Annotated in this window: 9 protein-coding genes; 7 read left to right on the top strand and 2 right to left on the bottom strand. The window is 73.6% G+C overall.

The features are described from left to right. Positions 1-45 precede the first annotated feature (45 nt). The 3 genes from MQV74_RS07435 (at position 46) to MQV74_RS07425 (ending at position 15,959) form a co-directional block, all read left to right on the top strand. Positions 46-10,992 carry a non-ribosomal peptide synthetase gene (locus MQV74_RS07435; RefSeq protein WP_242715239.1) on the top strand — a complete coding sequence of 3,649 codons (10,947 nt, stop codon included), beginning with the start codon at positions 46-48 and terminating at the stop codon, positions 10,990-10,992. After that, positions 10,989-13,925 (top strand): non-ribosomal peptide synthetase, encoded by a 2,937-nt coding sequence (locus tag MQV74_RS07430; RefSeq protein WP_242715238.1) that lies wholly within the window; start codon positions 10,989-10,991, stop codon positions 13,923-13,925. Before MQV74_RS07435 ends, MQV74_RS07430 begins: the two co-directional genes overlap by 4 nt. 264 nt (positions 13,926-14,189) lie before the next feature. Continuing rightward, complete coding sequence (locus tag MQV74_RS07425; protein WP_242715237.1) at positions 14,190-15,959, top strand: AfsR/SARP family transcriptional regulator; 1,770 nt, start codon at positions 14,190-14,192, stop codon at positions 15,957-15,959. Positions 15,960-16,320: 361 nt separating this feature from the next. Here MQV74_RS07425 and MQV74_RS07420 read toward each other — a convergent pair whose 3' ends face one another. Then, complete coding sequence (locus MQV74_RS07420; RefSeq protein ID WP_242715236.1) at positions 16,321-19,569, bottom strand: AfsR/SARP family transcriptional regulator; 3,249 nt, start codon at positions 19,567-19,569, stop codon at positions 16,321-16,323. A 503-nt stretch (positions 19,570-20,072) separates the two neighbouring features. Here MQV74_RS07420 and MQV74_RS07415 point away from each other — a divergent pair. The 3 genes from MQV74_RS07415 to MQV74_RS07405 all read left to right on the top strand — a co-directional run bounded on the left by MQV74_RS07415 (position 20,073) and on the right by MQV74_RS07405 (position 25,101). Next, on the top strand, positions 20,073-20,699 hold the full coding sequence (locus MQV74_RS07415) for a YigZ family protein (RefSeq protein ID WP_242715235.1): 627 nt from the start codon (positions 20,073-20,075) through the stop codon (positions 20,697-20,699). Between the two features lie 200 nt (positions 20,700-20,899). After that, positions 20,900-22,066 carry an exonuclease SbcCD subunit D gene (locus MQV74_RS07410; protein WP_242715234.1) on the top strand — a complete coding sequence of 389 codons (1,167 nt, stop codon included), beginning with the start codon at positions 20,900-20,902 and terminating at the stop codon, positions 22,064-22,066. Beyond that, positions 22,063-25,101, top strand: coding sequence for an AAA family ATPase (locus MQV74_RS07405; RefSeq protein ID WP_242715233.1), 3,039 nt, complete (start codon positions 22,063-22,065; stop codon positions 25,099-25,101). The genes MQV74_RS07410 and MQV74_RS07405 overlap by 4 nt, the downstream gene beginning before the upstream one ends. A gap of 36 nt (positions 25,102-25,137) precedes the next feature. On the opposite strand, the gene MQV74_RS07400 is transcribed toward MQV74_RS07405, so the two are convergent. Further along, positions 25,138-25,584 carry an Lrp/AsnC family transcriptional regulator gene (locus MQV74_RS07400; protein ID WP_242715232.1) on the bottom strand — a complete coding sequence of 149 codons (447 nt, stop codon included), beginning with the start codon at positions 25,582-25,584 and terminating at the stop codon, positions 25,138-25,140. A 94-nt stretch (positions 25,585-25,678) separates the two neighbouring features. Between MQV74_RS07400 and MQV74_RS07395 the strand changes: the two genes are divergently transcribed. Next, the gene (locus MQV74_RS07395; protein WP_242715231.1) at positions 25,679-26,185 is read left to right on the top strand and encodes a rhodanese-like domain-containing protein; all 507 of its coding nucleotides are present in this window, start codon (positions 25,679-25,681) and stop codon (positions 26,183-26,185) included. Positions 26,186-26,206: the final 21 nt, after the last annotated feature.

Here is a 26,206-nt window from a genome sequence, read left to right as displayed (position 1 = left end):
CAACGCACGGACGCATCACGTGAAAGGTCGGGAGGAGCGCTCAGCATGAGCACTGGCGGAAATCGGACGGGCCAAGGGGCCGGTGCGGCCCAGGACAAGCGCGAGGAGCTGGTACGCGCCAGGCTCGCCGGAGCCCGTGGCGGACGGCGCACCGCGGTGGCCCGTGCCGACCGCGAAGGCCCCCTCGCCCTCTCCCACGGTCAGCAGCAGATGTGGTTCCTCAGCCGCCTCGACCCGGACAGCTGGGAGTACAGCGTCCCGGTGGCGCTGCGCCTCAGCGGGCCGCTGGACCCGGACGTGCTGTGCCGCGGCCTGACGGCGGTCGTGGCCCGGCACGAGGTCCTGCGCACCCGCTACCGCCTGGACGGCACCGAGCCCGTCCAGGTCATCGACGAGCCCGGGCTCTTCGACCTGCCCACCGACGACGTCAGCGCGTTCGGCGACCCCGCCGAACGCGAGCGGCGCGCCCGCGCGCTCGCCGAGGCCGAACCCGGCAGGCCCTTCGACCTGGAGCGCGGCGGCCCGGTGCGGGCCCGCCTCATCCGCGTCGCCGCCGAGGACCACATCCTCGTCGTCGTCTTCCACCACGTGGCGTGCGACGAGTGGTCCGTCGGCCAGTTCCTCGGTGAACTCTCCGCCCTGTACGAGGCGTTCGCCGCCGGGCAGCCCTCACCGCTCGCGCCGCTTCCGGTGCAGTACGCCGACTACGCCGCCTGGCAGCGCTCCCGGCTCGCCGACGGCGCGCTCGACCGGCACCTCGCGTACTGGCGCACCCAGCTGGAGGGCCTCACGGCCCTGGAGGTGCCCACCGACCGGCCGCGCCCCGCGACCCGCTCCTGGGACGGCGACGCGGTGCCCGTCGAGCTCTCGCCGGAGCTGACCGCCCGCCTGCGCGACCTCGGCAGCGGCCGCGGCGCCACGCTCTTCCACACCCTGCTCGCGGGCTACCAGGCGCTGCTGTCCCGCTACACCGGCCGCACCGACGTCCCCGTCGGCACCGTCGTGTCCGGGCGCGGCAGACCCGAGCTGGAGCAGCTCATCGGCTACGGCATCAACACCCTGGTGCTGCGCGGCCGGTGGAGCGGCGACCCGGCCTTCACCGACCTCGTCGAGCAGGCCCGGGCCACCACCCTGGACGCCTTCGACCACCAGGAAGTGCCCTTCGCCCGGCTCGTCGACGACCTCAAGGCCGAGCGCGACCTGTCCCGCACCCCGCTGTGCCAGGTCGCCTTCACCCTGCACCAGGAGCGCACCAGCTCCTTCCGGCTGCCCGGCGTCACGGCCGAGCCGCTGCGCGCCACCAGCCGCGTCTCCCGCTTCGACCTGACCCTCCAGCTCGGCGAGCGCCCCGACGGGGGCGTGCGCGGCACCCTGGAGTTCAGCACCGCCCTGTACGACAAGGCCACGGCCGAACGCCTCGCCCGCCACTACGTGCGCCTCCTCGAAGCCGCCGCCGAAGCCCCCGGCCTGCCGCTGTCCCGCCTGGAGCTGCTCGACGCGGCCGACCTGGCCGTGCTCGTGCCGCCCGCCGAGACGCTCCCGGCGCCCGCCGCCTGCGCCCACGAGGTCTTCGAGGAGCGGGCCGCGGCGGCCCCGGACGCCGTCGCCCTGGTGTGCGGCGCGCAGCGCCTGACGTACGGGGAGCTCAACGCCCGCGCCAACCGCATCGCCCACCACCTGCGCCACCTGGGCGCCGGGGTGGACGACCTGGTGGGCATCAGCCTCGACCGCGGCATCGACCTGCTGCCCGCCCTCATCGGCGTGCTCAAGTCGGGCGCCGGCTATCTGCCGCTCGACCCGGAGCACCCCGCCGACCGCATCGCGTACACCCTCAAGGACGCGGGCGCCGAGATCGTCCTCACCTCGCGGGCGCGCGCCGAGCACCTGCGCGGCGCGCACACGGGGCGGCTCGTCGTCCTCGACGGCGACGACGACGCGGTCGCCCTCGCGGCCGCGCCCGACACGAACCCGCGCTCCGGCGTCACCCCCGACGACCTGATCTACACCATCTACACCTCCGGCTCCACCGGCCGCCCCAAGGGCGTGGGCCTGACGCACGCCAACGTCCTGCGCCTGTTCACGAGCACCGAGCGGTACTACGGCTTCGACGACCGCGACACGTGGACGCTCTTCCACTCGTACGCCTTCGACATGTCGGTGTGGGAGATGTGGGGCGCCCTGCTGTACGGCGGGCGGCTCGTCGTCGTGGACGCGGAGACCGCGCGCTCCCCGGAGGACTTCCTCGCCCTGCTCGCCGAGCAGCGCGTCACCGTCCTGAACCAGACGCCGTCCGCGTTCCGCAGCCTGGTCTCCCTGGCCGGTGACGGGCATCCGCTGATCGACGAACTCGCCCTGCGCGTCGTCACGTTCGGCGGCGAGCGCCTCGACGTGCCCGGCCTCGCCCCCTGGACGGCCCGGCGCGACCTGGACCGCACCCGGCTCATCAACATGTACGGCATCACCGAGACCACCGTGCACACCACCTACCACCGCGTCACCGAGGCCGACATCGCCTCCGACGCGGGCAACCCGGTGGGCGTGCCGCTGCCCGACCTCAGGGTGCAGCTGCGCGACGCGCACGGCGAACTCGTGCCCGTCGGCGTGCCCGGCGAGATCCACGTCGGCGGCCCCGGCGTCGCCCGCATGTACCTCGGCCGCCCGCGCCTGACCGCCGAGCGCTTCGTGCCCGACCCGTACGGCCCGCCCGGCTCCCGCCTCTACCGCAGCGGCGACCTCGCCCGCTACCGCCCCGACGGCACCCTCGACTACCTCGGCCGCATCGACCACCAGGTCAAGATCCGCGGCCACCGCATCGAACTCGGCGAGATCAAGGCCCTCCTCGCCGGGCATCCGCGGGTGCGGGACGCCGTCGTCGTGGTCCGCGAGGACACCCCGGGCGACCGGCGCCTGGTCGCCTACACCGTGCCCACCAGCGACGCCGTGGCCGCGCCCAGCGAGCTGCGCGCCCTCCTGGCCCGGGCGCTGCCCGCGTACATGGTGCCCAGCGCGTTCCTCGTCATCGCGAAGATCCCGCTGACCGTCAACGGCAAGCTCGACCAGGCCGCGCTGCCCGCGCCCGACCGCGGCGCCCTCGCCGTCGAGCGCGCGCACGTCGCGCCCCGCACCGCGGCCGAGGAGGAGATGACGGGCATCTGGCGCGACGTGCTCGGCGTCGACCAGGTCGGCGTGGAGGACAACTTCTTCGACCTCGGCGGCGACTCCCTGCGCGCCGTGGCCCTCGTCGGTGCCCTGCGCGAGGCCGCGTACGACGTGACGGTCCGCGACGTCTTCGCGCACCGCACCCCCGCCGAACTCGTCGAGTTCCTCACCGGCCGCCCGGCGCCCGCCGCGCCCGAGCCCGGCGTCGAGCCCTTCGCGCTCCTGTCCGCCGAGGACCGGGCGAAGCTGCCCTCCGGCGTCGTGGACGCCTATCCGCTGGCGCAGGTACAGCTCGGCATGGTCGTCGAGATGCTCGCCGACGACGGCCGCAACCACTACCACAACTCGACCTGTTTCCGGATCCTCGACGACCGGCCCCTGGACCCGGCCGCCCTCGACGGGGCCGTGCGGACCGTCCTCGGCCGCCACGAGATCCTGCGCACCTCCTTCGCCCTGGAGGGCTACTCCGTCCCCCTCCAGCTCGTCCACGCCCCCGGCGAGGTCCACTCCCCGGTCGCTGTCCGCGACGTACGGGCGCTCGACACCGAGGAACTCGACCGCGACCTGCGGCAGTTCATGGCCGCCGAGCGAGCCGAGCTCTTCGACCTCACCGCGGCGCCGCTGGTCCGCTTCACCGGCCACACCCGCGACGACGGCAGCTGGTGGCTCACCCTCACCGAGTGCCACGCGGTCCTGGAGGGCTGGAGCCACCACTCGCTCCTGATGGAGCTCGTCGCCACCTACCGCGCGCTGCGCGACGGCGTCACGCCCACCGAGCCGGAACCGGCCGCCGTGCGCTACGCCGACTTCATCGCGGCCGAGCTGACGGCCCTCGCCTCCGACGACGACCGCTCCTACTGGCGGCGGATCATCGACGGCCACGCCAAGTTCGACCCGCCCGCGGGCTGGGGCGACGACCCCGCCACCACCCCGCGCGGACTGCACCGGGCCTGGGTGCCCTACCACGACGTGGAGCAGGGCCTGCGCGCCCTCGCCGCCACGGCGAAGGTGCCGATCAAGAGCGTGCTGCACGCGGCGCACCTGAAGGTGATGAGCCAGCTCACGCCCGAAGCGACCCTGCGCACGGGCCTGGTGACCAACGCCCGCCCCGAGGCCGTCGGCGCCGACCGCGTCCACGGCGTCTACCTCAACCCGCTGCCGTTCCCCTTCCGGCGCGGCGCCCGCACCTGGCGCGACCTCGTCCAGCAGGTCTTCGACCAGGAGATCGAGTTGTGGCCGCACCGCCGCTACCCGCTCGGCGCCATGCAGCGCGACAGCGGAGTCGCCGGGCGCCTGGTCGACGTCCGCTTCAGCTACCAGAACTTCCGCCAGGTCGACCAGGACGTCATCGACTACCCGGCCACCATCGACGACAGCCCCACCGAGTTCCCGCTCGGCGTGTCCACGCGGGCCGGATTCATGGTCATCACCGCCCAGAACCACGTGATGGCCCGCGCCGGCGTCGACCGCCTCGCCGCGATGTACCGCGCGGTCCTCGAAGCGATGGCCGCCGACGCGGACGGTGACGCACTCCACGACTACCTGCCCGACGGCGAGCGTGAGCGCGTGTTGCGGGCGTGGGGTGGTGCGGAGTCGGTGGTGGTGTCTGGGGTGTCGGTGCCGGAGTTGGTGGCGCGTCAGGTGGCCCGGGTTCCGGATGCTGTGGCTGTTGAGTGCGGTGAACGGCGTTTGTCGTATGGGGAGTTGGATGCGGCGGCGAATCGTTTGGCGCATCGGCTGTCTGCGGTGGGTGTGGGTGTGGGTTCGTCGGTGGCGGTGTTGCTGGATCGTTCGGTTGAGTTGATGGTGGCGTTGTTGGGTGTGTGGCGTGCGGGTGCGGGTTACGTACCGATGGATCCGGTACTGCCGTCGGAGCGGATCGTGGCGATGGTGGCGGACGGCGGGGTGTCGGCGGCTGTCACGTCGGTCGAGTATGCGGATCGTTTCGTGGACGTGCCGGTGGTGCTGACGGCCGAGGATCTGTCGGCTTATCCGGTGCGGGCGCCGGAGGTCGTGGTCGATCCGGATGCGGTGGCGTACACGGTGTTCACGTCGGGTTCGACGGGTCGGCCCAAGGGTGTGGAGGTGACGCATCGGGGTCTGGCGAATCATGTGGAGTGGGCGGAGCGGGAGCTGGCGGGTGCTGGTTCGGGTGGTGCGCCGGTGTTCTCGTCGGTGGCCTTTGATCTGGTGGTGCCGAATGTGTGGGCGCCGTTGGTGGCTGGTCAGCGGGTGTGGCTGTATGGGGGTGAGTTGACGGAGCTGGGTGATGCGTTGGTGGCGGCGGGTCCGTTCGCGTTCATCAAGCTGACGCCTGGTCATCTTGAGGTGCTGGACCAGCAGTTGTCGGATGAGGGTGTGCAGGAGCTGACGCGCAAGGTCGTGGTCGCCGGTGAGGCGCTTCCGGGGCAGTTGGTCGAGCGGTGGCGGCAGTTGCTCGGTGACGGGCAGGTCATCAACGAGTACGGTCCGACCGAGGCGACCGTGGGGACGTGTGTGTTCCCGCTGGAGGGGGAGTTCACCGGGGTCGTGCCCATCGGACGGCCGCTCCCGAACATGGTGATGCGGGTGCTCGACGGTGGGATGCGTCCGGTCCCCGTCGGTGTGACCGGAGAGCTGTTCGTCGGTGGCACGGGTGTCGCGCGGGGTTATGCCGGGCGTCCTGGGCTGACTGCTGAGCGGTTCGTTCCGGATCCGTACGGGGGGCCGGGTGAGCGTCTGTACCGGACCGGTGACCTGGTCCGGTGGCGGGACGATGGGGCCGTGGACTTCCTGGGGCGCATCGACGACCAGGTGAAGATCCGGGGCTATCGCATCGAGCTCGGCGAGATCCGCGCGGCACTGGTGGCGCAGGCGGCGGTGTCCGATGCCGCCGTCCTCGTCTCCGACGACCAGCGGCTCATCGGCTATGTGGTCGGGGACAGCGAGGGACTGGCCGAGGCGCTGGGCGAGGTCCTTCCGGGGTACATGGTGCCGTCGGTGTTCGTGGAGCTGGACGCGATCCCGCTCACGGCCAACGGCAAGGCCGACCGCAGGGCCCTGCCCGACCCCGGCGCCACGGTCACCGACACCTATGTCGCCCCGCGTACGGAGGTGGAGGCGCGGGTCGCCGAGGTGTGGGGGCAGATCCTGGGCCTGGAGAAGGTCGGTGTGGAGGAGAGCTTCTTTGACCTCGGCGGGCACTCGATCAAGGCGATCGCCTTGGTCGGAGCGTTGCGGGCGCAGGGCTTCGAGGCGGGTGTGGGGGATGTGTTCCGCTACCGGACGGTGGCGGGTCTCGCCGCAGCGCTCGGTACCGGCGGCAGCACCCCCGAACCGGAAGGCATCGCGCCGTTCGCACTGCTCGACCCGCACGACCGGGACCGGCTGCCCGAAGGACTCGTCGACGCGTTCCCGCTGGCACAGGTCCAGCTCGGCATGCTGGTGGAAATGCTGGCCGACGACGGCCGCAACAAGTACCACAACACCACCACCTTCCGGATCAAGGACGGCCGCCCCTTCGAGCACGCCGCGCTCGCCTCGGCGGGCCGCGCCGTCGTCGAACGCCACGAGATGCTGCGCGCCTCCTTCGACCTGGAGGGCTACTCGACACCGCTGCAACTGATCCACGCGACCGCCGAACTGCCGGTCACCGTCCACGACCTGCGCGGCCGGAGCGCGGACGAGCAGGAGGCCTTCCGCCGCGAGCACATCGTCAGCGAGCGCGCCCTGCCTTTCGCCCTCGACCGCGCGCCGCTCCTGCGGATCTCCGCGCTCGTCGAGTCCGACGAGGCCTGGTGGCTGTCGGTCAGCGTCTGCCACCCGATCACCGAGGGCTGGAGCCACCGCTCCCTGCTGAGCGAGATCGTCGAGGGCTATCTGACGCTGCGCGCCGACGGGGAACTGCCCCGGGCGGAGACTCCCGACGTGCGGTACGCCGACTTCGTGGCCGCCGAGATCGCCTCCCTCGCCTCCGAGGAGGACCGCGCCTACTGGCGTGACGTCATCGACGGCCACGGCACGTTCGAGCTGCCGTCCGCCCTGGGCGACCCGGAGGCGGCCGGACGCGACGCCCACACGCTGCGCGTCCCGCTCGACGACCTCGCGCCGACGCTGCGCACCCGCGCCAGCGAGACCGGCACCTCGCTCAAGGCCGTGCTGCACGCGGCGCACCTGAAGGTGATGAGCCAGCTCACGCCGGAGGACGCCTTCAGCACCGGCCTGGTGTGCAGCGGCCGCCCCGAAGCGGTGGGCGCCGAACGGGTCTACGGCATGTACCTCAACACCGTGCCGTTCGCCCACCGCCGCGGCGCCCGCACCTGGCGCGAGCTCATCGGCCAGGTCTTCGAGCAGGAGGGCGCCCTCTGGCCGCACCGACGCTTCCCGATGCCGGTGATGCAGCGCGAACTGGGCGACGGCTCCCGCCTGTTGCACGTCCGCTTCAGCTACCTCGACCTGAGCGACGCCCAGACGGACAGCGACATCGTCGACGCCGACTCCGGCATGGGCGAGGGAGCCACCGAGTTCGGCCTCGCCGTGGCGGCCCGCGCCAGCGGCCTGCTCCTCACGGTCGACCCGAGCGCCGTCACCCGGCCGAACCTCACGCGCCTCGCCGCGATGTACCGCGCGGCCCTCGAAGCGATCGCTGCGGACGCCGACGGCGACGCCGAGGCGACCCTCCTCCCGGGCGGCGAGCGTGAGCGCGTGTTGCGGGCGTGGGGTGGTGCGGAGTCGGTGGTGGTGTCTGGGGTGTCGGTGCCGGAGTTGGTGGCGCGTCAGGTGGCCCGGGTTCCGGATGCTGTGGCTGTCGAGTGCGGTGAACGGCGTTTGTCGTATGGGGAGTTGGATGCGGCGGCGAATCGTTTGGCGCATCGGCTGCGTGCGGATGGTGTGGGTGTGGGTTCGTCGGTGGCGGTGTTGCTGGATCGTTCGGTTGAGTTGATGGTGGCGTTGTTGGGTGTGTGGCGTGCGGGTGCGGGTTATGTGCCGATGGATCCGGTACTCCCCTCCGAGCGGGTCGCGGCGATGGTGGCGGACGGCGGGGTGTCGGCCGCTGTGACCTCGGCCGAGTACGTCGACAGGTTCACGGATATACCGGTGGTGCTGACGGCCGAGGATCTGTCGGCTTATCCGGTGCGGGCGCCGGAGGTCGTGGTCGATCCGGATGCGGTGGCGTACACGGTGTTCACGTCGGGTTCGACGGGTCGGCCCAAGGGTGTGGAGGTGACGCATCGGGGTCTGGTGAATCATGTGGAGTGGGCGGAGCGGGAGCTGGCGGGTGCTGGTTCGGGTGGTGCGCCGGTGTTTTCGTCGGTGGCCTTTGATCTGGTGGTGCCGAATGTGTGGGCGCCGTTGGTGGCTGGTCAGCGGGTGTGGCTGTATGGGGGTGAGCTGACGGAGCTGGGTGATGCCTTGGTGGCGGCGGGTCCGTTCGCGTTCATCAAGCTGACGCCCGGTCATCTTGAGGTACTGGATGGTCAGTTGGGTGATGCTGAGATCCAGTCGCTGGTCTCGCGTGTGGTCGTGGCCGGTGAGGCGCTTCCGGGGCAGTTGGTCGAGCGGTGGCGGCAGATCCTCGGGAGTGGGCAGGTCATCAACGAGTACGGCCCGACCGAGGCGACCGTGGGGACCTGCGTGTTCCCGCTGGAGGAGGAGTTCACCGGGGTCGTGCCCATCGGACGGCCGCTTCCCAACATGGTCATGAGGGTGTTGGACGCACAGCACCAGCCCGTACCCGTAGGGGTCGTGGGGGAGCTGTACGTCGGTGGGACGGGCGTCGCGCGGGGTTATGCCGGGCGTCCTGGGCTGACCGCTGAGCGGTTCGTTCCGGATCCGTACGGGGGGCCGGGTGAGCGTCTGTACCGGACCGGTGACCTGGTCCGGTGGCGGGACGATGGGGCCGTGGACTTCCTGGGGCGCATCGACGATCAGGTGAAGATCCGGGGCTATCGCATCGAGCTCGGCGAGATCGGTGCCGCTCTGGTGGCGCAGGCGGCGGTGTCCGATGCCGCCGTCCTCGTCTCCGACGAGCAGCAGTTGATCGGCTATGTGGTCGGGGACAGCGAGGGACTGGCCGAGGCGCTGGGCGAGGTGCTGCCGGAGTACATGGTGCCGTCGGTGTTCGTGGAGCTGGAGACGATCCCGCTCACGGCCAACGGCAAGGTCGACCGGCGGGCCCTGCCCGAGGCGACAGCGGCGGTGACCGACACCTATGTCGCCCCGCGCTCCGAGGTCGAGGCGCGGGTCGCCGAGGTGTGGGGGCAGATCCTGGGCCTGGAGAAGGTCGGTGTGGAGGAGAGTTTCTTCGACCTCGGCGGGCACTCGATCAAGGCGATCGCCCTGGTCGGAGCGTTGCGGGCGCAGGGCTTCGAGGCGGGTGTGGGGGATGTGTTCCGCTACCGGACGGTGGCGGGTCTCGCCGCAGCGCTCGGCACCGGCGGCAGCACCCCCGAACCGGAAGGCATCGCGCCGTTCGCACTCGTTCCGCAGTGCGTGCGCGAGGCCCTGCCCGAGGGCGTCGCCGACGCCTACCCGCTCTCCCAGGTCCAGCTCGGCATGCTCCTGGAGATGCTCTCCGACGACGGCCTGAACAAGTACCACAACACGTCGACGTTCCGGATCAAGGACGGCAGGCCGTTCGACGCCGACGCGCTCACCCACGCCGCACGGACCGTGGTGGCCCGGCACGAGATGCTGCGGACGTCCTTCGCGCTGGAAACGTACGAGATGCCCCTGCAACTCGTGCACCAGGAGGCCGACACCACCGTCGCCGTGCACGATCTGCGCGGGACGACGCCCGAGGAGTTCGAGGAGGGGCGGCGCGCGCACATCGCGCGGGAACGCGCCGAGCTGTTCGACGTCGCGCGCCCGCCGCTCCTGCGGATCTCCGCGCTCGTCGAGTCCGACGAGGCGTGGCACCTCGGCTTCACGCACTGCCACGCCATCACGGAGGGCTGGAGCCAGCAGTCGCTCCTGATGGAAGTCCTTAACGTGTACCGCGCGTTCGCCGAGGGCGAGGAACCGGAGCCGGAAGAGCCGATGCCGGTGCGGTACGCGGACTTCGTCGCCGCCGAAATCGCGGCGCTCGACTCCACGCAGGACCGCGACTACTGGCGGCTCGTCGTCGACAGCCACGCCCCGTGCGCGCTGCCGCCCGAGTGGGGCGACGGCGTGACCGCCGAGCGGGAGGACTTCAAACTGTCGGTGGAGTTCCGTGACATCGAGCCCGCGCTGCGCGCGCTCGCCACGGAGACCGGCACGTCCTTCAAGGCCGTCCTGCTCGCCGCGCACCTGAAGGTGCTCGGCTCGGTCACGAACGAGGACGCCTTCCACACCGGCGTCCTGTACAGCGCGCGCCCCGAAGTCCCGGGCGCCGAGCGGGTGTACGGCATGTTCCTGAACACGCTGCCGTTCGCCCACGACCGCACCGCCGACACCTGGCGCGACCTCGTGCGGCAGGTCTTCGACCGCGAGGCCGAGGTGTACCGCCACCGGCGGTATCCGCTGCCGGCCGTGCAGCGCCTCGCGGGCGGCGGACGGCTGTTCGACATCATGTTCCGCTACCAGGACTTCCACCAGGTCGACACCGGCTCCGTGGACGTCCGGGCGGGCGCGGGCGACAGCTCCAACGAGTTCACGATGTCGATCGCCAACGTCCCCGGCAGGCTCGTGCTGCGCGCCGTGAGCACCGGCCTCAACCGCGCCAACGCGGAACGCCTCGCCGGGATGTACCGGACCGTCCTCGAGGCCATGGCGGCCGACGCGGACGGCGACGCCCGCGCGGCGGTCCTCACGGACACCGAACGCGCGCGGCTTCTCCAGGACTGGAACGACACCGACATGGAGTGGGAATGAGCAGGCGCGTGCACGACGTGTTCGAGGCGACGGCCGCGGCCTCCCCGGACGCGGTCGCCGTACGGGCGGGAACGACCGTCCTGACCTACCGTGAACTGGACACCCGCGCCAACCGCGTCGCGCACGAGCTGCGCGCCGCGGGCGTCGGCCCGGAGTCCGTGGTGGGCGTGCTCCTGGAGCGCGGCCCCTGGCTGCTCCCGGTGCTGCTCGGCATCTGGAAGGCGGGCGGCTCCCAGCTGGCCCTCGACGCCGCCCTGCCCACCGAGCGCCTGGCCTACATGCTGGACACGGCGGGCGCCCGGCTCGTCGTCACCCAGCGCACCCTGGCCGGGCTGCTCGGCGACGCGTACGACGGCGAACTCCTCGACCTGGACCGCGACCAGCGGCGGATCAGAGAGCGCCCCGGCACCGCGCCGGGCCCCGCCCCCGCCGCCCCGGCGGGCCCACCGCAGCCCGACGGCCTGGCCTACACGCTGTTCACCTCCGGCTCGACCGGGCGGCCCAAGGGTGTGCAGATCGCCCACGGCTCGCTGCTCAACCTGCTCTTCTCGATGCGGGCGCGGTTCGACGCGGCGCCGGAACACGTGTGGCTCGCGGCGACGTCGGTGTCCTTCGACATCTCGTACGCCGAGCTGTATCTGCCGCTGATCACCGGCGGCTCCGTGGTGCTCGTGGACGACAGCGGCCTGGGCGACGCGCTCGCCCAGCTCGACCTGATCGACACCCACGGCGTCACCCACATCCAGGCCACCCCCGCGGGCTGGAAACTGCTGCTCGCGGCCGGATTCGCGGACCGCCCCCTCACGGCGGTCACGACGGGCGAGGCGTGCCCGCCGTCCCTGGGCCGCGAACTGCGCGACCACGTGGAGCGCCTGGTCAACCTGTACGGGCCGACCGAGACGACCGTCTGGTCCACCGGCTGGGAAGTGCCCGCGGGCCCGCCGGACATGCCCGTCGGACGGCCGATCCACAACACCCGCGCGTACGTGCTCGACGCCGCGCTCCAGCCCGTGCCGGTCGGCGTCATCGGCGAGCTGTACCTGGCGGGCACGGGCGTGGCCCGCGGCTATGTGGGCCGCCCCGGTCTGACAGCGGGACGCTTCCTGCCGGAGGAGCTCGGCGGGCCGCCGGGATCGCGGATGTACCGCACCGGCGACTGGGTCCGCTTCCGCGCCGACGGCGAACTGGAGTACCTGGGCCGCGCCGACCACCAGGTGAAGATCCGCGGCTACCGCGTCGAACTCGGTGAGATCGAGGAGCAGCTGGTCACCCACCCCGGCGTCGGCTCGGCCGTCGTCGTGGCCCGCGAGGACGGCCAGGGCGAACCCTGGCTGGTCGCCTACGTCGTGCCGACCGGCGGCCGCGCCGAGCCCGGTGAGCCCGGCAAGCCCGAAGCCGCCGAGGCCGGGCAGGACGAGCTGCGCCGCCACCTCGCCGCGCGGCTTCCCGGGTACATGGTGCCCACGGGCTTCGTGCTGCTCGACCGGCTGCCCCTGAACGCCGCGGGCAAGGTCGACCGCGCCGCCCTGCCCGCGCCCCAGCGCACGGCGCTCGTCGCCGACCGCGCCTACCAGGCGCCCCGGACCGCGACGGAGCGGCTGCTCGCCGACGTGTGCGCCGAGGTGCTCGGCGTCCCCGGCGTCGGCGCGCACGACCGGCTCGCCGACCTCGGGGTCGACTCCATGCGCATCGTGCACGTCCTCGCCGCCGGGCGGCGCGCGGGCCTCACCGTGACCCTGCGGATGCTCCTGGACAGCGTGACCATCGCCGACCTGGGGGCCGCGATCGACGGAACCCCCGCTACCTACGGAGCACAAGACGATGACGGCCACCCTCAGGAAGCCCACGACGCCCACGCGGCGGGGGACGGCGAAGGGAACGCGGCGGACGACGGCACCGGCTGCCGGTCACGGGCCGGTGCGCCGGTGACCGGCGGCACGCCCGCGCCCGACGTGGAAGCCGTGATGGCGGCGCACGGCATCCCCGGCGCGGCCGTCGCCGTCCTGCGGGACGGCGAGGTCGCGGCCCTGCACGTGCACGGCGTACGGTCCATGGACAGCGGGGCGCCCGTCACGCTGCGCACCCGCTTCCAGGCCGGGTCGATCAGCAAGCACGTCATCGCGTTCGCCGCGCTGCGCCTCGTCGCCGACGGGCCGCTCGCCCTGGACGAACCGCTCGACGCGTATCTGACCGGGCGGACCGTGCCGCGGCTGCCCGGCGGCGGCCGGGTCACCCTGCGGCACTGCCTGTCGAACACCGCGGGCCTGTCCTCGGCCTCGGCCACGTGGTGGCACCCCGACGAGACCATGCCCACGCTGTCCGACGTCCTCGACGACGTCGGGGCGGAAGCCGAGCCGGGGTCGCTGTTCCGCAAGGCGGGCAGCCAATGGGCGTTTGTTGAGCAGGTGTTGACCGACGCGACGGGCCAGGAGCTCGGCAAGCTCGTCGACGACCTGGTGTTCCGGGAGCTCGGCATGCGGGACAGCGCCTTCGCCGCGGGCGGCGCCGCCGACCTCGCCGCGGGGCACGACCGGCACGGAGAGGCGCTGCACGGCGGCCACCGCTGCCGCCCCGCGCGGGCCGGCAGCGGACTGTGGAGCACGCCCGCCGACCTCGCCCAGTTCGCCGGCGCGCTGCGCAGGACCCGCAACGGCCTCGGTGACCTGCTGCCGGGACCGCTCGCCGACGCGATGCTCACGGAAGCCTTCCCGGGGAGCTTTTACGGCCTCGGTACGGTCATCGACGGCTCCCTGGGAGACGTGGAGTTCGGCCACGGCGGACAGACGCCCGGCTACCGCGCGCTCACCTCCCTGCGGCTGCGGTCCGGCACGGGATGCGTCGTGATGACAAACTCCGACCTGGGGAAAGAGGTGCACAAGGCCGTCGCGGCCGGCCTCGGCCGGGACATCACCGCGCGGCTCGCGGGCGACTGAACGGCCCCCCGAGGCACGGGAACAACAGAGTCCGACACGGCACCGCGTACGACTGAGGGCACGCATTCAGCCGTATGCGGTGCGTGAGGTTTAAAGGTTGTTGTCCGCCGAATAAGCCGTGGATAACGGCACTTCGTAGCGTCAGGCCCAGCAAGTGTTCGCCTGAAGACGGGGGGTGCCGAGATGGACTTTCGAGTCCTCGGCCCGGTGGAAGCAGTACGGGGCGCTGAGAGAATCGCTCTGACCGGATCCAAAGTACCTACGGTGCTCGCGGCGCTGTTGCTCGCGCGGGGGCGCGTGGTGTCCGACGCGCGCATGAGCACCCTGCTGTGGGGGTGGGAGCCGCCGGCCACGTCCGGCGCGCAGATCTACACGTACATGTCGCGGCTGCGGAAGCTGCTCGGCGACGAGGTCGCCATCGAGCGGCGCCCGCCGGGGTACGCGCTGCGCGCGCCCCGCAGCACGGTCGACCTCATCGACTTCGAGCGGCTCGCCGAGCGGGGCCGCGCCGAACTGGCCGCAGGCCGCAACCGCGAGGCGTCCGCCCTGCTCGGCCAGGCCCTCGGCCTCTGGCGCGGCACCGGCATCTCCGGCGTGACCGACCATCTCGCCGAAGCCGAGCTGCCGCGCCTGGAGGAAGCCAGGATGCACGTCCTGGAGCGGCGCATCGAGGCCGACCTTGCGCTCGGCAGGCACGAGCGGCTGACCGCCGAACTCACCGGCCTGGTCGCGGAGTACCCGCTGCGCGAGAAGCTGCGCGCCCAGCTGATGACCGCCCTCTACCGGTGCGGACGGCAGGCCGAGGCGCTGCGCAGCTACCACGAGGGCCGCGACGTCCTCGCCGACCAGCTGGGCATCGACCCGGGGGAGACGCTCGGCTCGACCTACCACGCGGTCCTCGTCGGCAAGCTCGGCCCCGGCGCCGGCAGCGGCGGACCGGGCGCGGACGCCTACGACGACGCGCCCCGGCCCTCGACGCTCCCCGCGGACGTCGAGGAACTCATCGGCAGGGAGGCCGAACTGGCTTCCATGCAGAAGCAGTTGACGCCGGTCCCGGACGGCGGCGGGCCGCGCGGCCTGCTCGTCACCGGTATGGCGGGCGTCGGCAAGACGGCGCTCGCGGTCCGGGCCGCGCACGCCGCCGCCCGGCACTACCCCGACGGCCAGCTCTTCGCCGAGCTCACCACGGCCGACGGCACGCCCCGCAGCGTGCGCGACGTCCTCACGATGCTGCTCCGGGCGCTCGGCGCGGTGCCGGAGCTCGCGGACACCAGCGGCGGCGTGGGCGGCACGGACGGCTCCTACGACGACCGCACCTGCCTCGACGAGCTGATCCGCCTCTACCGCATCCGCACCGCGGGCAAGCGGCTGCTCGTCGTCCTCGACGGCGCGGTCGACAGCGGCCAGCTGGAGCCCCTGGTGCCGGGCTCGCCCGAGGCGACCGTCCTCATCACCAGCCGGGCCCGACTGCCGCGCGTCACCCAGGCCCGCACCACGGTGCTCACCCCCCTGGAGGACGACGCCGCGCTCGACCTGCTCGTCAGCGTGGCGGGCCGCGCCCAGCTCCTCGCCGACCCGGCGGCGGCCCAGGCGCTGCTCGCCCGCTGCGGCGGCCTGCCGCTGGCGCTGCGCGTCGTCGGCAGCCGCCTCGCCGCCCGGCCCCGCTGGCCCGCCGCGTGGCTGGCGAACCGCCTCGCGGAGCCGTCGACGCGGCTGCGCGAACTGTCGTACGGCGGCTTGGACGTGCGCGGAGCGCTGCTCACCTCGCTGCGGCAGCTGCCCCGGCACACCGGCCGTACGCTGATGTGCCTGGCGGGCCTCGGGACGGAGCCGTTCCGGGCCGAGACCGCCGCCCGCTGCCTCGCCGAGCCGGAGTCGACGGCCGAGCGGCGCCTGGAGCGCCTGGTGGACGCCGCCCTCCTGGACATCTGCGGCGTGGACCGCCTCGGGCGGCCTCTGTACCGCTTCCACGAACTGGTGCTGCTGTTCAGCCGGTCACTCGGGAGCGCGAGAGCCGAGCCCGCGCGGACCTGATCGGTGCGGGACCGCGTGCCAGTCCTCGTCGTCGCCGGTCTCCTGGGGCCCGGCGACGACCCGGCCCTTGAGGGGGGCGGTATCGCCGCCCGGTGTGGTCCGCCTGCTGTGCATCGCATTCCTTCCACGAACGCCGAGAAGAACGAGAAGAACGAGAAGTAACGAGTACTGACGAGAACGATGCTTGTCGTGGCGCCTAGCGGGGCGCCACGGCCACGTACGGGGTGCCGTTGGGATCCACGGCGGTGCGGGGCCGCGTCGGTGAGGCGACCGGCCCCGCGCGGCCGACAGTAGGAGGCGGGGGCTTCGGTCCCCTATCGATCCGCCTTCCGTCGGGCCCGCGCCGCGATATCGCCGCAGCTCAGCCATCGCGGTGCTCGCGCGGCCCCTCGTGCGGGGGCCCGCCGCCGGGGCCGCCGGGGGCCAGGCCGAGGGCGGTGGCCTTGCCGAGTTCGCGGTCCGCGCCCTGCTGGTCGGGGCGGCCCCGGCGCGGAGCGCCGCGTTCGGGACCGGGTTCGGCGCCGTCCTCCTCGTGGTCGCCGTGCTCCGTGGGCGCGTGCCCGGCCCGGGCCCGCGCCGCCGTGGGGTTCCGGACGGCGCGCTCGGCGGCCGTGCGGTCCCAGGGCGCGCGGGCCCGGGGCACCGTCGGGCGCCGGGCGGCCTCGCCCCGGTGCGCCTGGCCCTCGGCGCGCCGCTGCGCCCCCGCCGTGCGCAGCGCGGCCAGTGCCTCGTCGGCGCGCTTGACCCAGTCGTCCACGCCCACGCGCAGGAAGCATTCGCGGGCCGCCCGCAGATGCTCCCGGGCGCGGTCGTCCTGACCGCCCATGCCGCAGGCCGCCCCGAGGGCCAGCTTGATCTTCCCCAGGACCAGCGGGCTGTGCACCGTGGCCACGATGTCGAGGGCGTGCAGGAGCGTGGCGCGGGCCTGCTCCCAGTCGCCGCGGCCGAGCCGGGCCTCGCCGAGGCCGAGGAGCCCATGGGCGAGACCGAGCAGGTCGGAGCTTGCCCGGGTGATGCGGATCATGCGCAGGAGAGCGCTCTCGGCCAGGTCGTAGCGGCCTTCCGCCAGATAGACGCGGGCCAGCCGGTGCGTGCCCTGCGCCGTGCTGCGGTCGCCTCCGGGGCTGATGCCCGACGAGATCCGCACCGACCGGAGGCTGAGCTCGCGCGCCTGGGCCAGGTGGCCGCGGTCGAGCTCGATCTGCGCCATGTTGTTGAGCACATGGGCCTGTGACGACAGGTCGCCCACCGCGCGGAACACCTCGAGGGCGGCCACGCTGCGGTCCATCGCGGAGTCCGTCGCGCCCCGCATCTGGTCGATCATCGCCATGCTGCGCAGGACCAGGGCGCGCCCGTGCTCCTCGCCCGCGAGCTCGTGCAGTGCGAGCGCCGCGGCGAAGCCCGCGTCGGCGCCCGCGAACCGGCGCAGGCGCATCTCCAGGGCGCCCAGGGCGTAGAGCATGGCGCCCTGGCCGCGGATGTTGCCCGCGTCGTGGGTGGCGGCCAGGGCCTGCTGGGCGCACTGGCGCCAGTCGTCGACGTAGTTGCGGGTCTCGAAGAGGACCACCGAGCACAGGGTGAGGTCCCAGGCCAGCTCGTCGAGGCCGGCCCCCGCGGCCTGCCCGACGAGACGTACCAGGGAAAGGCGCTCCGCCTCCAGCCACTCCAGCGGTCTCGCGAGCAGCTCGGCGGCCAGGGCGTCGGGCGGAGCGCAGCGATGCGCCGCGCTGTGGATGATGCTGAAGTCGCCGCCGTAGAGCCGCCGGTGAGCCTGCTCGGCCAGGCCGAGTGCCGCCTGGAGGACCCGGACGACGGCGGCGCGCCCCTGCTCCTCGGCGTCCTCCCCGTGGGCCCGCTCGCGCGCGAAGATGCGCAGCAGGCTGGGGGAGTGGTACCGGGGCTGCCCGGCCGCGTCCGGCCCCAGAGCGGTCAGGAACTGGGCGTCGACGAGCTGCTCGATGAGCCGCTCCGCGGTGAACTGGTCCGTGTCGAGCAGCGCCGCCGCCGCCCAGGGCGCGAAGTCGTGGACGTCGAGGAGGCCGAGGCCGCGGTAGAGCCGGGCGGCGTCGGCGGACAGACAGCGGTAGCTGATCCCGAAGCTCGCCCGGATGCGCGAGGTGCCCTGGCTCAGCTCGTCCAGGCGCCGCTCCTCGTCACTGAGCCGGGACACCAGGTGGGTCACGGTCCAGTGCGGCTTGGCGGCGAGCCGCGCGGCGGCGATCCGCAGCGCGAGCGGCAGCAGGTCGCACAGCTCCACGAGCCGGGCCACGGCGGCGGGCTCGGCGGCGACGCGCTGGGAGCCGACGACGCGGTCGACCAGCTCCACCGCCTCGGCCGGGGCCAGCCGGTCGAGGTGCACGCGCGCCCGCGGCGGCCACGCCACGAACTCGGCGAGCTGGTCGCGGCTGGTGACCAGGGCGCTGCAGCCCTCGCTGCTCGGCAGCAGCGGCTGGATCTGCGCGTACGTACGGGCATTGTCGAGGACCACGAGGACGCGCCGGTCGGCGAGCGCGCTGCGGTACATCGCCTCCCGCTCCTCGGGGGCCTGGGGGATCTGCACGCCCGCGAAGCCGAGGGAGCGCAGGAAGCCGCCGAGGACCCCGGCGGCGGCCGTCGGCTCGTGGCGCTCGTCGTAGCCGTGCAGATCGGCGAAGAGCACGCCGTCGGGGAACCGGTCGGCGACCCCGCGCGCCCACCGCACCGCGAGACAGGTCTTGCCCACGCCCGCGAGCCCGCTGATCAGCCCGACCGTCGGCCCGCGCACGTCGGCGCCGCGGTCGAGGAGCACGCCGAGCTGCTCCAGCTCGCGGGCGCGGCCGGTGAACCCGGGGGCGTCCGTGGGCAGCTCGAAGGGCGGATCGTGGGGGAGCGGCACGGTGGCGGGCGGGTCGGTGCCCGCGCCGTCCCGGGGGTCGGGCCCGCGCTCGCGGTCGTCCTGGAGGATGAAGCGGTGCAGCTCCTTGAGGGCGGGCCCCGGTTCGAGACCGAGCTCGTCGATGAAGCGCTTGCGCCCCTGCCGGTAGCTCTCCATGGCCTCGGCGCGGTGGCCCGAGCGGTACTGGGCGGTGATCAGCAGGTGCAGGGCGCGCTCGCGCAGCGGGTGGGCGCGGACGGTGGCGGCCAGCTCCGCAATGACCCGGTGGTGCTGGCCGAGGCGCAGCCGTACGTCGACGGCGTCCTCGAACACGCTGAGCTTCAGCTCGTCCAGACGCCGGGCCTCGTCCTCGACGGCACGGCCCGTCACACCCGTCAATGCAGGGCCTTCCCAAAGACCGAGTGCCCGGGTGTACGCATGGGCGGCGTCCGTTAATCGGTCAGTCCTGACGGCTTCCTCGGCCGCGGTCACGAGCTGCTGGAACTCGGTGGCGTCCACCTCGTGCTCGCCGATGCGCAACAAATACCCCGGGTGCGCCGTCACGATGACCTGGTCCGTGAATCCAGCAGCCTTGAACGCTTTGCGCAGCGCCGCGATGCAGATGGACACCTGCGTGCGTGCGGTGGCCGGTGGGCGGCCGTCCCACACCGTGTCGACGAGCGTGTCGACGGACACGATCCGGTCCGCGTTGAGCAGCAAGGACGCGAGGATGGTGCGGTGTCGGGGGCCTCCCACGTGCACCTGGCCGGAGCCGGACATGACGGAGAGCGGGCCGAGAATCTTGAATCTGAATCGGTGCCCCATATCTCCTCCGGAGCCCTGGTGTCCCTGACCGGAGCACTTGAGTGTTACACCTTACGCATCGGTGCGAAGGAATCATGCACCGGAACCATAAATGGAAGCTTCAACTCCGTACCGCTCAGCGATTTTTCACCGTGGCGTGATCCCCGTTGCGAATGCCCATCAATAGACGCGCCGGTAACTGTCGCGGTTCCTGTTGGTGGCGTTCCGGATTCCCGATGCTCGAATCCTGTAAATACTGCGCGGTAATGTCGTTGTGGTACTTGTGAGTAAGAACTGCGGTAACACCGACTACGGACACCGACTAATCGCGACAGTCGTGTGAACCGCCGCGAAAGTATCCAGGGCCGTCCGAGGGAGGCAAGCAGGCGCACCAGTCCGCCGCGTTGCCGTAGGCGCCCGACCGGGCCGCCCGACAGGGGGCATACGCTGGGCGGATGCCGGACGAGTACCGCACCGTGGCCCGTGAGGGCGTGCACGAGACCGAGATCAACCGCTCGCGCTTCCTGTGCGCGCTCGCGCCCGCCGCCACCGAGCGGGAGGCCCAGGACTTCGTCGCCCGCGTCCGCAAGGAACACCCCACCGCCACGCACAACTGCTTCGCGTACGTCATCGGAGCGGACGCCTCCGTACAGAAGGCGAGCGACGACGGCGAGCCGGGCGGCACGGCGGGCGTGCCCATGCTCCAGATGCTGCTGCGCCGCGACATGCGTTACGTGGTGGCCGTCGTCACCCGCTACTACGGCGGGGTCAAGCTCGGCGCGGGCGGGCTCATCAGGGCCTATGGCGGCGCCGTCGGCGAGGCCCTGGACGCGCTCGGCACCCGCACCCGGCGCCGCTTCCGCCTGGCCACCGTCACCGTCGACCACCAGCGTGCGGGCAAGCTGCAGAACGACCTGCGCGCGGCGGGCCGCGAGGTGCGCGACGTCGGCTACGGCGAAGCGGTGACCATCGAGATCGGCCTCCCGGAGGCCGACGTCGAGCAGTTCCGCGCCTGGCTGGCCGACGCGACGGCGGGCAGCGCCGGGTTCGAACTCGGGGGAGAGGCGTACGGGGACGCCTGACCGGCTGGGCTCCGCGGGGTTGCCCGTCGCCGTCCGCCGCCACGTCGTGGCTGGGCACGCGGTTCCGCCCCGTCGGGGCGCGGTCCGCTGCCGGGGCCCCGAAGGGGCGGGAAGACGTGCCCTGGGAGCTCGTGGTCTGTGGCCGGGGGGACCGCGGGGGATGCCCGTGATGTCAGACCCGGCCGTTAGTCTCGGGGGCCATGAGGCTCCTGCACACTTCCGACTGGCATCTCGGCCGGGCCCTGCACCGGGTGAGCATGCTCGACGCGCAGGCCGCGTTCGTCGGCCATCTCGTCGCCACCGTCCGCGAGCGCGCGGTGGACGCCGTCGTCGTGTCGGGAGACGTGTACGACCGGGCAGTGCCCCCGCTCGCCGCCGTCGAGCTGTTCGACGACGCCCTGCACCACCTCGCCGACCTCGGCGTGCCCACGGTCATGATCTCCGGGAACCACGACTCGGCGCGGCGCCTCGGCGTGGGCGCCGGACTCATCGACCGCGCGGGCATCCACCTGCGCACCGACCCGGCAGGCGTCGGCGAGCCCGTGGTGCTCGCCGACGCCCACGGGGACGTGGCCTTCTACGGCCTGCCGTATCTGGAGCCCGCCCTGGTGAAGGACGAGTTCGGCGTCGAGCGCGCCGGACACGAGGCGGTGCTCGGCGCCGCCATGGACCGGGTGCGGGCCGACCTGGCCGCCAGGCCCGACGGCACCCGCTCCGTCGTCCTCGCCCACGCCTTCGTGACCGGCGGCGAGATCAGCGACAGCGAGCGGGACATCACCGTCGGCGGCGTCGCCTCCGTGCCCTCCGCCGTCTTCGAAGGCGTCGACTATGTGGCCCTCGGCCATCTGCACGGCAGCCAGATCATCGACGAGCGCGTCCGCTACAGCGGCTCCCCCCTGGCGTACTCCTTCTCCGAGGCCGACCACCGCAAGAGCATGTGGCTCGTCGAGCTCGACGCGGCGGGCGGACTGACCGCCGCCGAGCGCGTCGACTGCCCGGTGCCCCGGCCCCTCGCCCGCGTCAGGGGCGACCTCCAGGACCTCCTCGCCGACCCGGCCCTCGCCCGGCACGAGGACGCCTGGATCGAGGCGACCCTCACCGACCCCGTGCGCCCGGACGAGCCGATGGCCCGGCTCTGCGAGCGCTTCCCGCACACCCTCAGCCTCGTCTTCGACCCGGCCCGCGCCCCCGAGGAGCCCGGTGTGTCGTACGCGCGGCGCCTCAAGGACCGCACCGACCAGCAGATCGCGGAGGACTTCGTGACCCATGTGCGCGGCGCGGGCCCCGACGACCGGGAGCGGGCGGTGCTGCGCGACGCGTTCGACGCCGTCCGCGCCGACGACGTGCTGCGCGAGGTGGCCGGATGAGACTGCACCGGCTGCGGATCACTGCCTTCGGCCCCTTCGGCACCCCCCAGGACATCGACTTCGACGAGCTGTCCGCCGCCGGGCTCTTCCTGCTGCACGGCCCGACGGGTGCCGGAAAGACCTCCGTCCTGGACGCCGTGTGCTACGCGCTGTACGGCTCGGTGCCGGGGCCCCGCCAGGGCAGCGGCCAGGGCGTCACGCTGCGCAGCGACCACGCCCGCCCGGACGCCCGCACGGAGGTGCGCCTCGAACTGACCGTGGCGGGACGCCGCCTGGAGATCACCCGGCAGCCCCCGTGGGAGCGTCCCAAGAAGCGGGGCACGGGCACCACGACGGACAAGGCGCAGAGCTGGCTGCGGGAGCACGTCCCCACCAAGGACGACCCGGCCGCGGGCACCGGGACCTGGAAGGACCTCAGCCGCTCCCACCAGGAGATCGGCGAGGAGATCACCCAGCTGCTCGGCATGAGCAAGGAGCAGTTCTGCCAGGTCGTGCTGTTGCCGCAGGGCGACTTCGCGCGCTTCCTGCGGGCGGACGCGGAGGCCCGCGGCAAGCTCCTCGGGCGGCTCTTCGACACCCGCAGGTTCGCCTCCGTCGAGCAGCGGCTCGCCGAGCGGCGCCGCGCCGCCGAGGCCCAGGTCCGCGAGGCCGACGCGGCCCTCCTCGCGGACGCCCACCGCATGCAGCAGGCGGCGGGAGCCGCGCCCGGCGACGCCGGTGCCGAGCTGCCCCTGCCGGACGTCGAGCCCGGCGCCCCCGGGCTCGCCGACGCCGTCCTCGCCTGGGCCGCCGTGGCCCGCTCCGGCGCCCGCGAGCGGCACACCGCCGCGCGCTGCGCCCTCGCCCAGGCCGAGTCCGCCCGCGCCGCCGCGGCCGCCGAGCTCGACGACGTACGCGAACGGGCGCGGCTGCAGAGGAGGTTCGCCGACGCCGAGGAGCGGGCGGCCCGCCTGGAGGAGCACGCGGGGGACCACCGTCGCGTGCTCGCCCGCATGGAGCAGGGCCGCAAGGCGGAAGCCGTCGCCCCCGCCCTCGCGCTGCGCGCCGACATCGACGCCGACCACCGGCGTGCCACCGCCGCCGAGGCACACGCGCGCGGACGCCTCCCCGCCCGGTACGCCGACGAGAGCGCGGCAGGCCTCGCGAGCGCCGCCCGCAAGGCCAGTGAGGAGCTCGGCGGCCTCGCCTCGGCCCGCCGCGCCGAGCACCGCCTGGGCGACCTGTCCGCGCAGCGCGCCGACCTCGACCGTCAGGAGAGGGCCGACGACGACCTCCTCCAGGAGGCCGAGGGCTGGCTCGCCGGCTGGGACGGCACCCGCACCCGCCTCCAGCAGGACATCGAAGCCGCCCAGGAGGCGGCCACCCGCACCGAGCACCTGGCCGGTCAACTGCAGCCCGCCCAGGAGCGGCTGGACGCCGCCCGGCGCCGCGACGAACTCACCGAGGCGGCCGCCACGGCCAGGGAGCGCGCCGTCACCGCCCGCGAGCACGCCGCCCGGGCCCACGAGCACGGGCTCACCCTCAAGGAGCGGCGGCTGGCGGGCATCGCCGCCGAGCTCGCCGCGCACCTCGCCGACGGGGCCCCGTGCGCGGTGTGCGGCGCCACCGAGCACCCCGCGCCCGCCCGCAGGGCCGAGGGACATGTGGACCGCGCCACGGAGGAGGCCGCGCTCGCCGCCCACCAGCGCGCCGAGGAGGCCGCTCAGCGGGCCGAGCGCGAGCACGCCGACGTCCGCGCCGAGCTCGCCGCGGCCACCGCCGCCGCCTCGGACACACCCGTGGCCGAACTGGCCGCGTCCGTGGCCCGGTTGCGCCAGGACCACGGGAGCGCCCGCGCCCGCGCGTCCGGCCTGCACGCCGCACGCGAGGCGCTCGCCCGGGCCGAGCGCGAGCACGACCGCAGGGTCACGGCCCAGCAGGAGGCCGCGCGCCGCGTCGACTCCCGCGCCGCGCTGCGCGACGCCCTGGAGCGGGAGCGGACCGCCCTGGCGGACGAGCTGGCCCACGCCCGCGGAGGCTGCGCGAGCGTCGCCGAGCGCGCCGCCCAACTGGAGCGCGCGGCCGCCCTCCTCACCGAGGCGGCCGACGCCGTGCGCACCGCCGACGACACCGCCCAGCGCCTGAAGGACGCCGACGCCCGCCTCGCCGACGCCGCCTTCCGCGCCGGGTTCGACACCCCGGCCGCCGCTGCCGCGGCGCTCCTGGACGACGCCCGGCACCGGGAGCTCCAGCACCGCGTCGACGCCTGGCAGCGGGAGGAGGCGGCGGTCCGCGCGCTGCTCGCCGAGCCGGACGCGGCCGCCGCGGCCCGGCTCCCGGCCGCGCCCCTGGCCGCCGCCGAAGCCGCTGCCGAGGCCGCGGAGCTGCGAGCGCGCGCCGCAGCGTCCGGCTGCGACGCCGCCGCCCGGCGCGGCGCCGACCTCGACCGGCTCTCCGCCCGCTCGGCCGCGGCGGCCCGCGGGATCGCGCCGCTGCGCGAGGAGTACGACCGCGTGACCCGCCTCGCCATGCTCGCCGCGGGCACCTCGGCGGACAACGAACGCAAGATGCGCCTGGAGGCGTACGTCCTCGCCGCCCGTCTCGAACAGGTCGCAGCGGCGGCCACCGCCCGGCTGCTCCGCATGTCCTCGCGGCGCTACACCCTGGTCCACTCCGCCGACCGCACCGGCCGCGGCCGCTCCGGCCTCGGCCTGCACGTCGTCGACGCCTGGACGGGCCGCGAGCGGGACACCTCGACGCTCTCCGGCGGCGAGACGTTCTTCGCGTCCCTCGCCCTCGCCCTCGGCCTCGCGGACGTCGTCACGGACGAGGCGGGCGGCGTCCGCCTGGACACCCTCTTCATCGACGAGGGCTTCGGCACCCTGGACGACCAGACCCTCGACGAGGTCCTCGACGTCCTTGACTCCCTGCGCGAGCGGGACCGCAGCGTGGGCATCGTCAGCCACGTCGCCGACCTGCGCCGCCGGGTGCACGCGCAGCTGGAGGTCGTCAAGGGGCGCGAGGGGTCGGTGGTGCGCCAGCGCGGCGCCGGATGAGGGCGGCGGTCGTGCGGGGCCGGCGGCCGTGCGGGGTCAGCGCCCCAGCGGGCGCCTCGGCAGGGGAGAGGAGTAGACGATGCTCGTCGTCACCGCGCCGAGCGCGCCTATCTTGCCGGAGACCTCCTCCAGGTGCCGCATCGAGCGCGCGGCGACCTTGATGACGAAGCAGTCGTCCCCGGTGACGTGGTGCGCCTCCAGGATCTCGGGCGTCGCGTCGACCAGGTCGTGGAACGGCTTGTAGTTGCCGTTCGGGTAGCGGAGCCGCACGAACGCGAGGATCGGCAGGCCGAGCCGCTCCGGGTCGACCACGGCCGCGTACCCCTGGATCACGCCCGCCTCCTCCAGGCGCCGCACCCGCTCGGTGACGGCGCTCGGGGACATCGAGACGGCCCGCGCGAGCTCCGCGAAGCTGGCGCGTCCTTCCCGCTGGAGGACGTCGAGGATGCGCCAGTCGGTGGCGTCCGTGGAATAACCGGTCATGCCCGAGAGGAAACAGGGAAATCCCCGGCCGATCAAGAGGTACGCCGGGAATCACGAGTTCAGCGCCGAGCGTACGGCCCGTAGATTTTTGGCCATGAACACGATCACCGCCGTGAGCGCCACCGCCCCGAACGCCACCGCCCCGAACGCCGTCCTCCGTGTGCCTCCGGCCGCTCCCGCCACGGCCGCCGCTTACTTCGGTGCCAGCCTCGCCTTCCACGCCGACGTCTCGGACGTCGCCGCCGCGCTCGCCGCCGACGGCGACCCCGGTTTCGTCGTCCTCGACTCCCGCTCCACCGAGTCCTGGGACCAGGGCCACGTCCCGGGCGCCGTCCACCTCCCCACCGCCCTCATCCCCGAGCAGGCGGAGGCCCTCCTCGACAAGTCGGTGCCCGTCGTCACCTACTGCTGGGGCCCCGGATGCAACGGCGCGACGCGCGCCGCCCTCGCCCTCGCCGAACTCGGCTTCCAGGTCAAGGAGATGCTCGGCGGCTTCGAGTACTGGGCCCGCGAGGGCTTCGCGTACGAGACGTGGGAGGGCCAGGACCGGCGCGAGCCGGACCCCCTGACGGCCCCCCTGGACGGCGACTGCGGCTGCTGAAGCCGCCGTCGCCGTCGCGAG

Source organism: Streptomyces sp. AN091965 (assembly GCF_022698285.1).
Lineage (GTDB): Bacteria > Actinomycetota > Actinomycetes > Streptomycetales > Streptomycetaceae > Streptomyces.
Note: the sequence above shows the minus strand (reverse complement) of the source record. Positions and strands in the feature narration are given on the sequence as shown.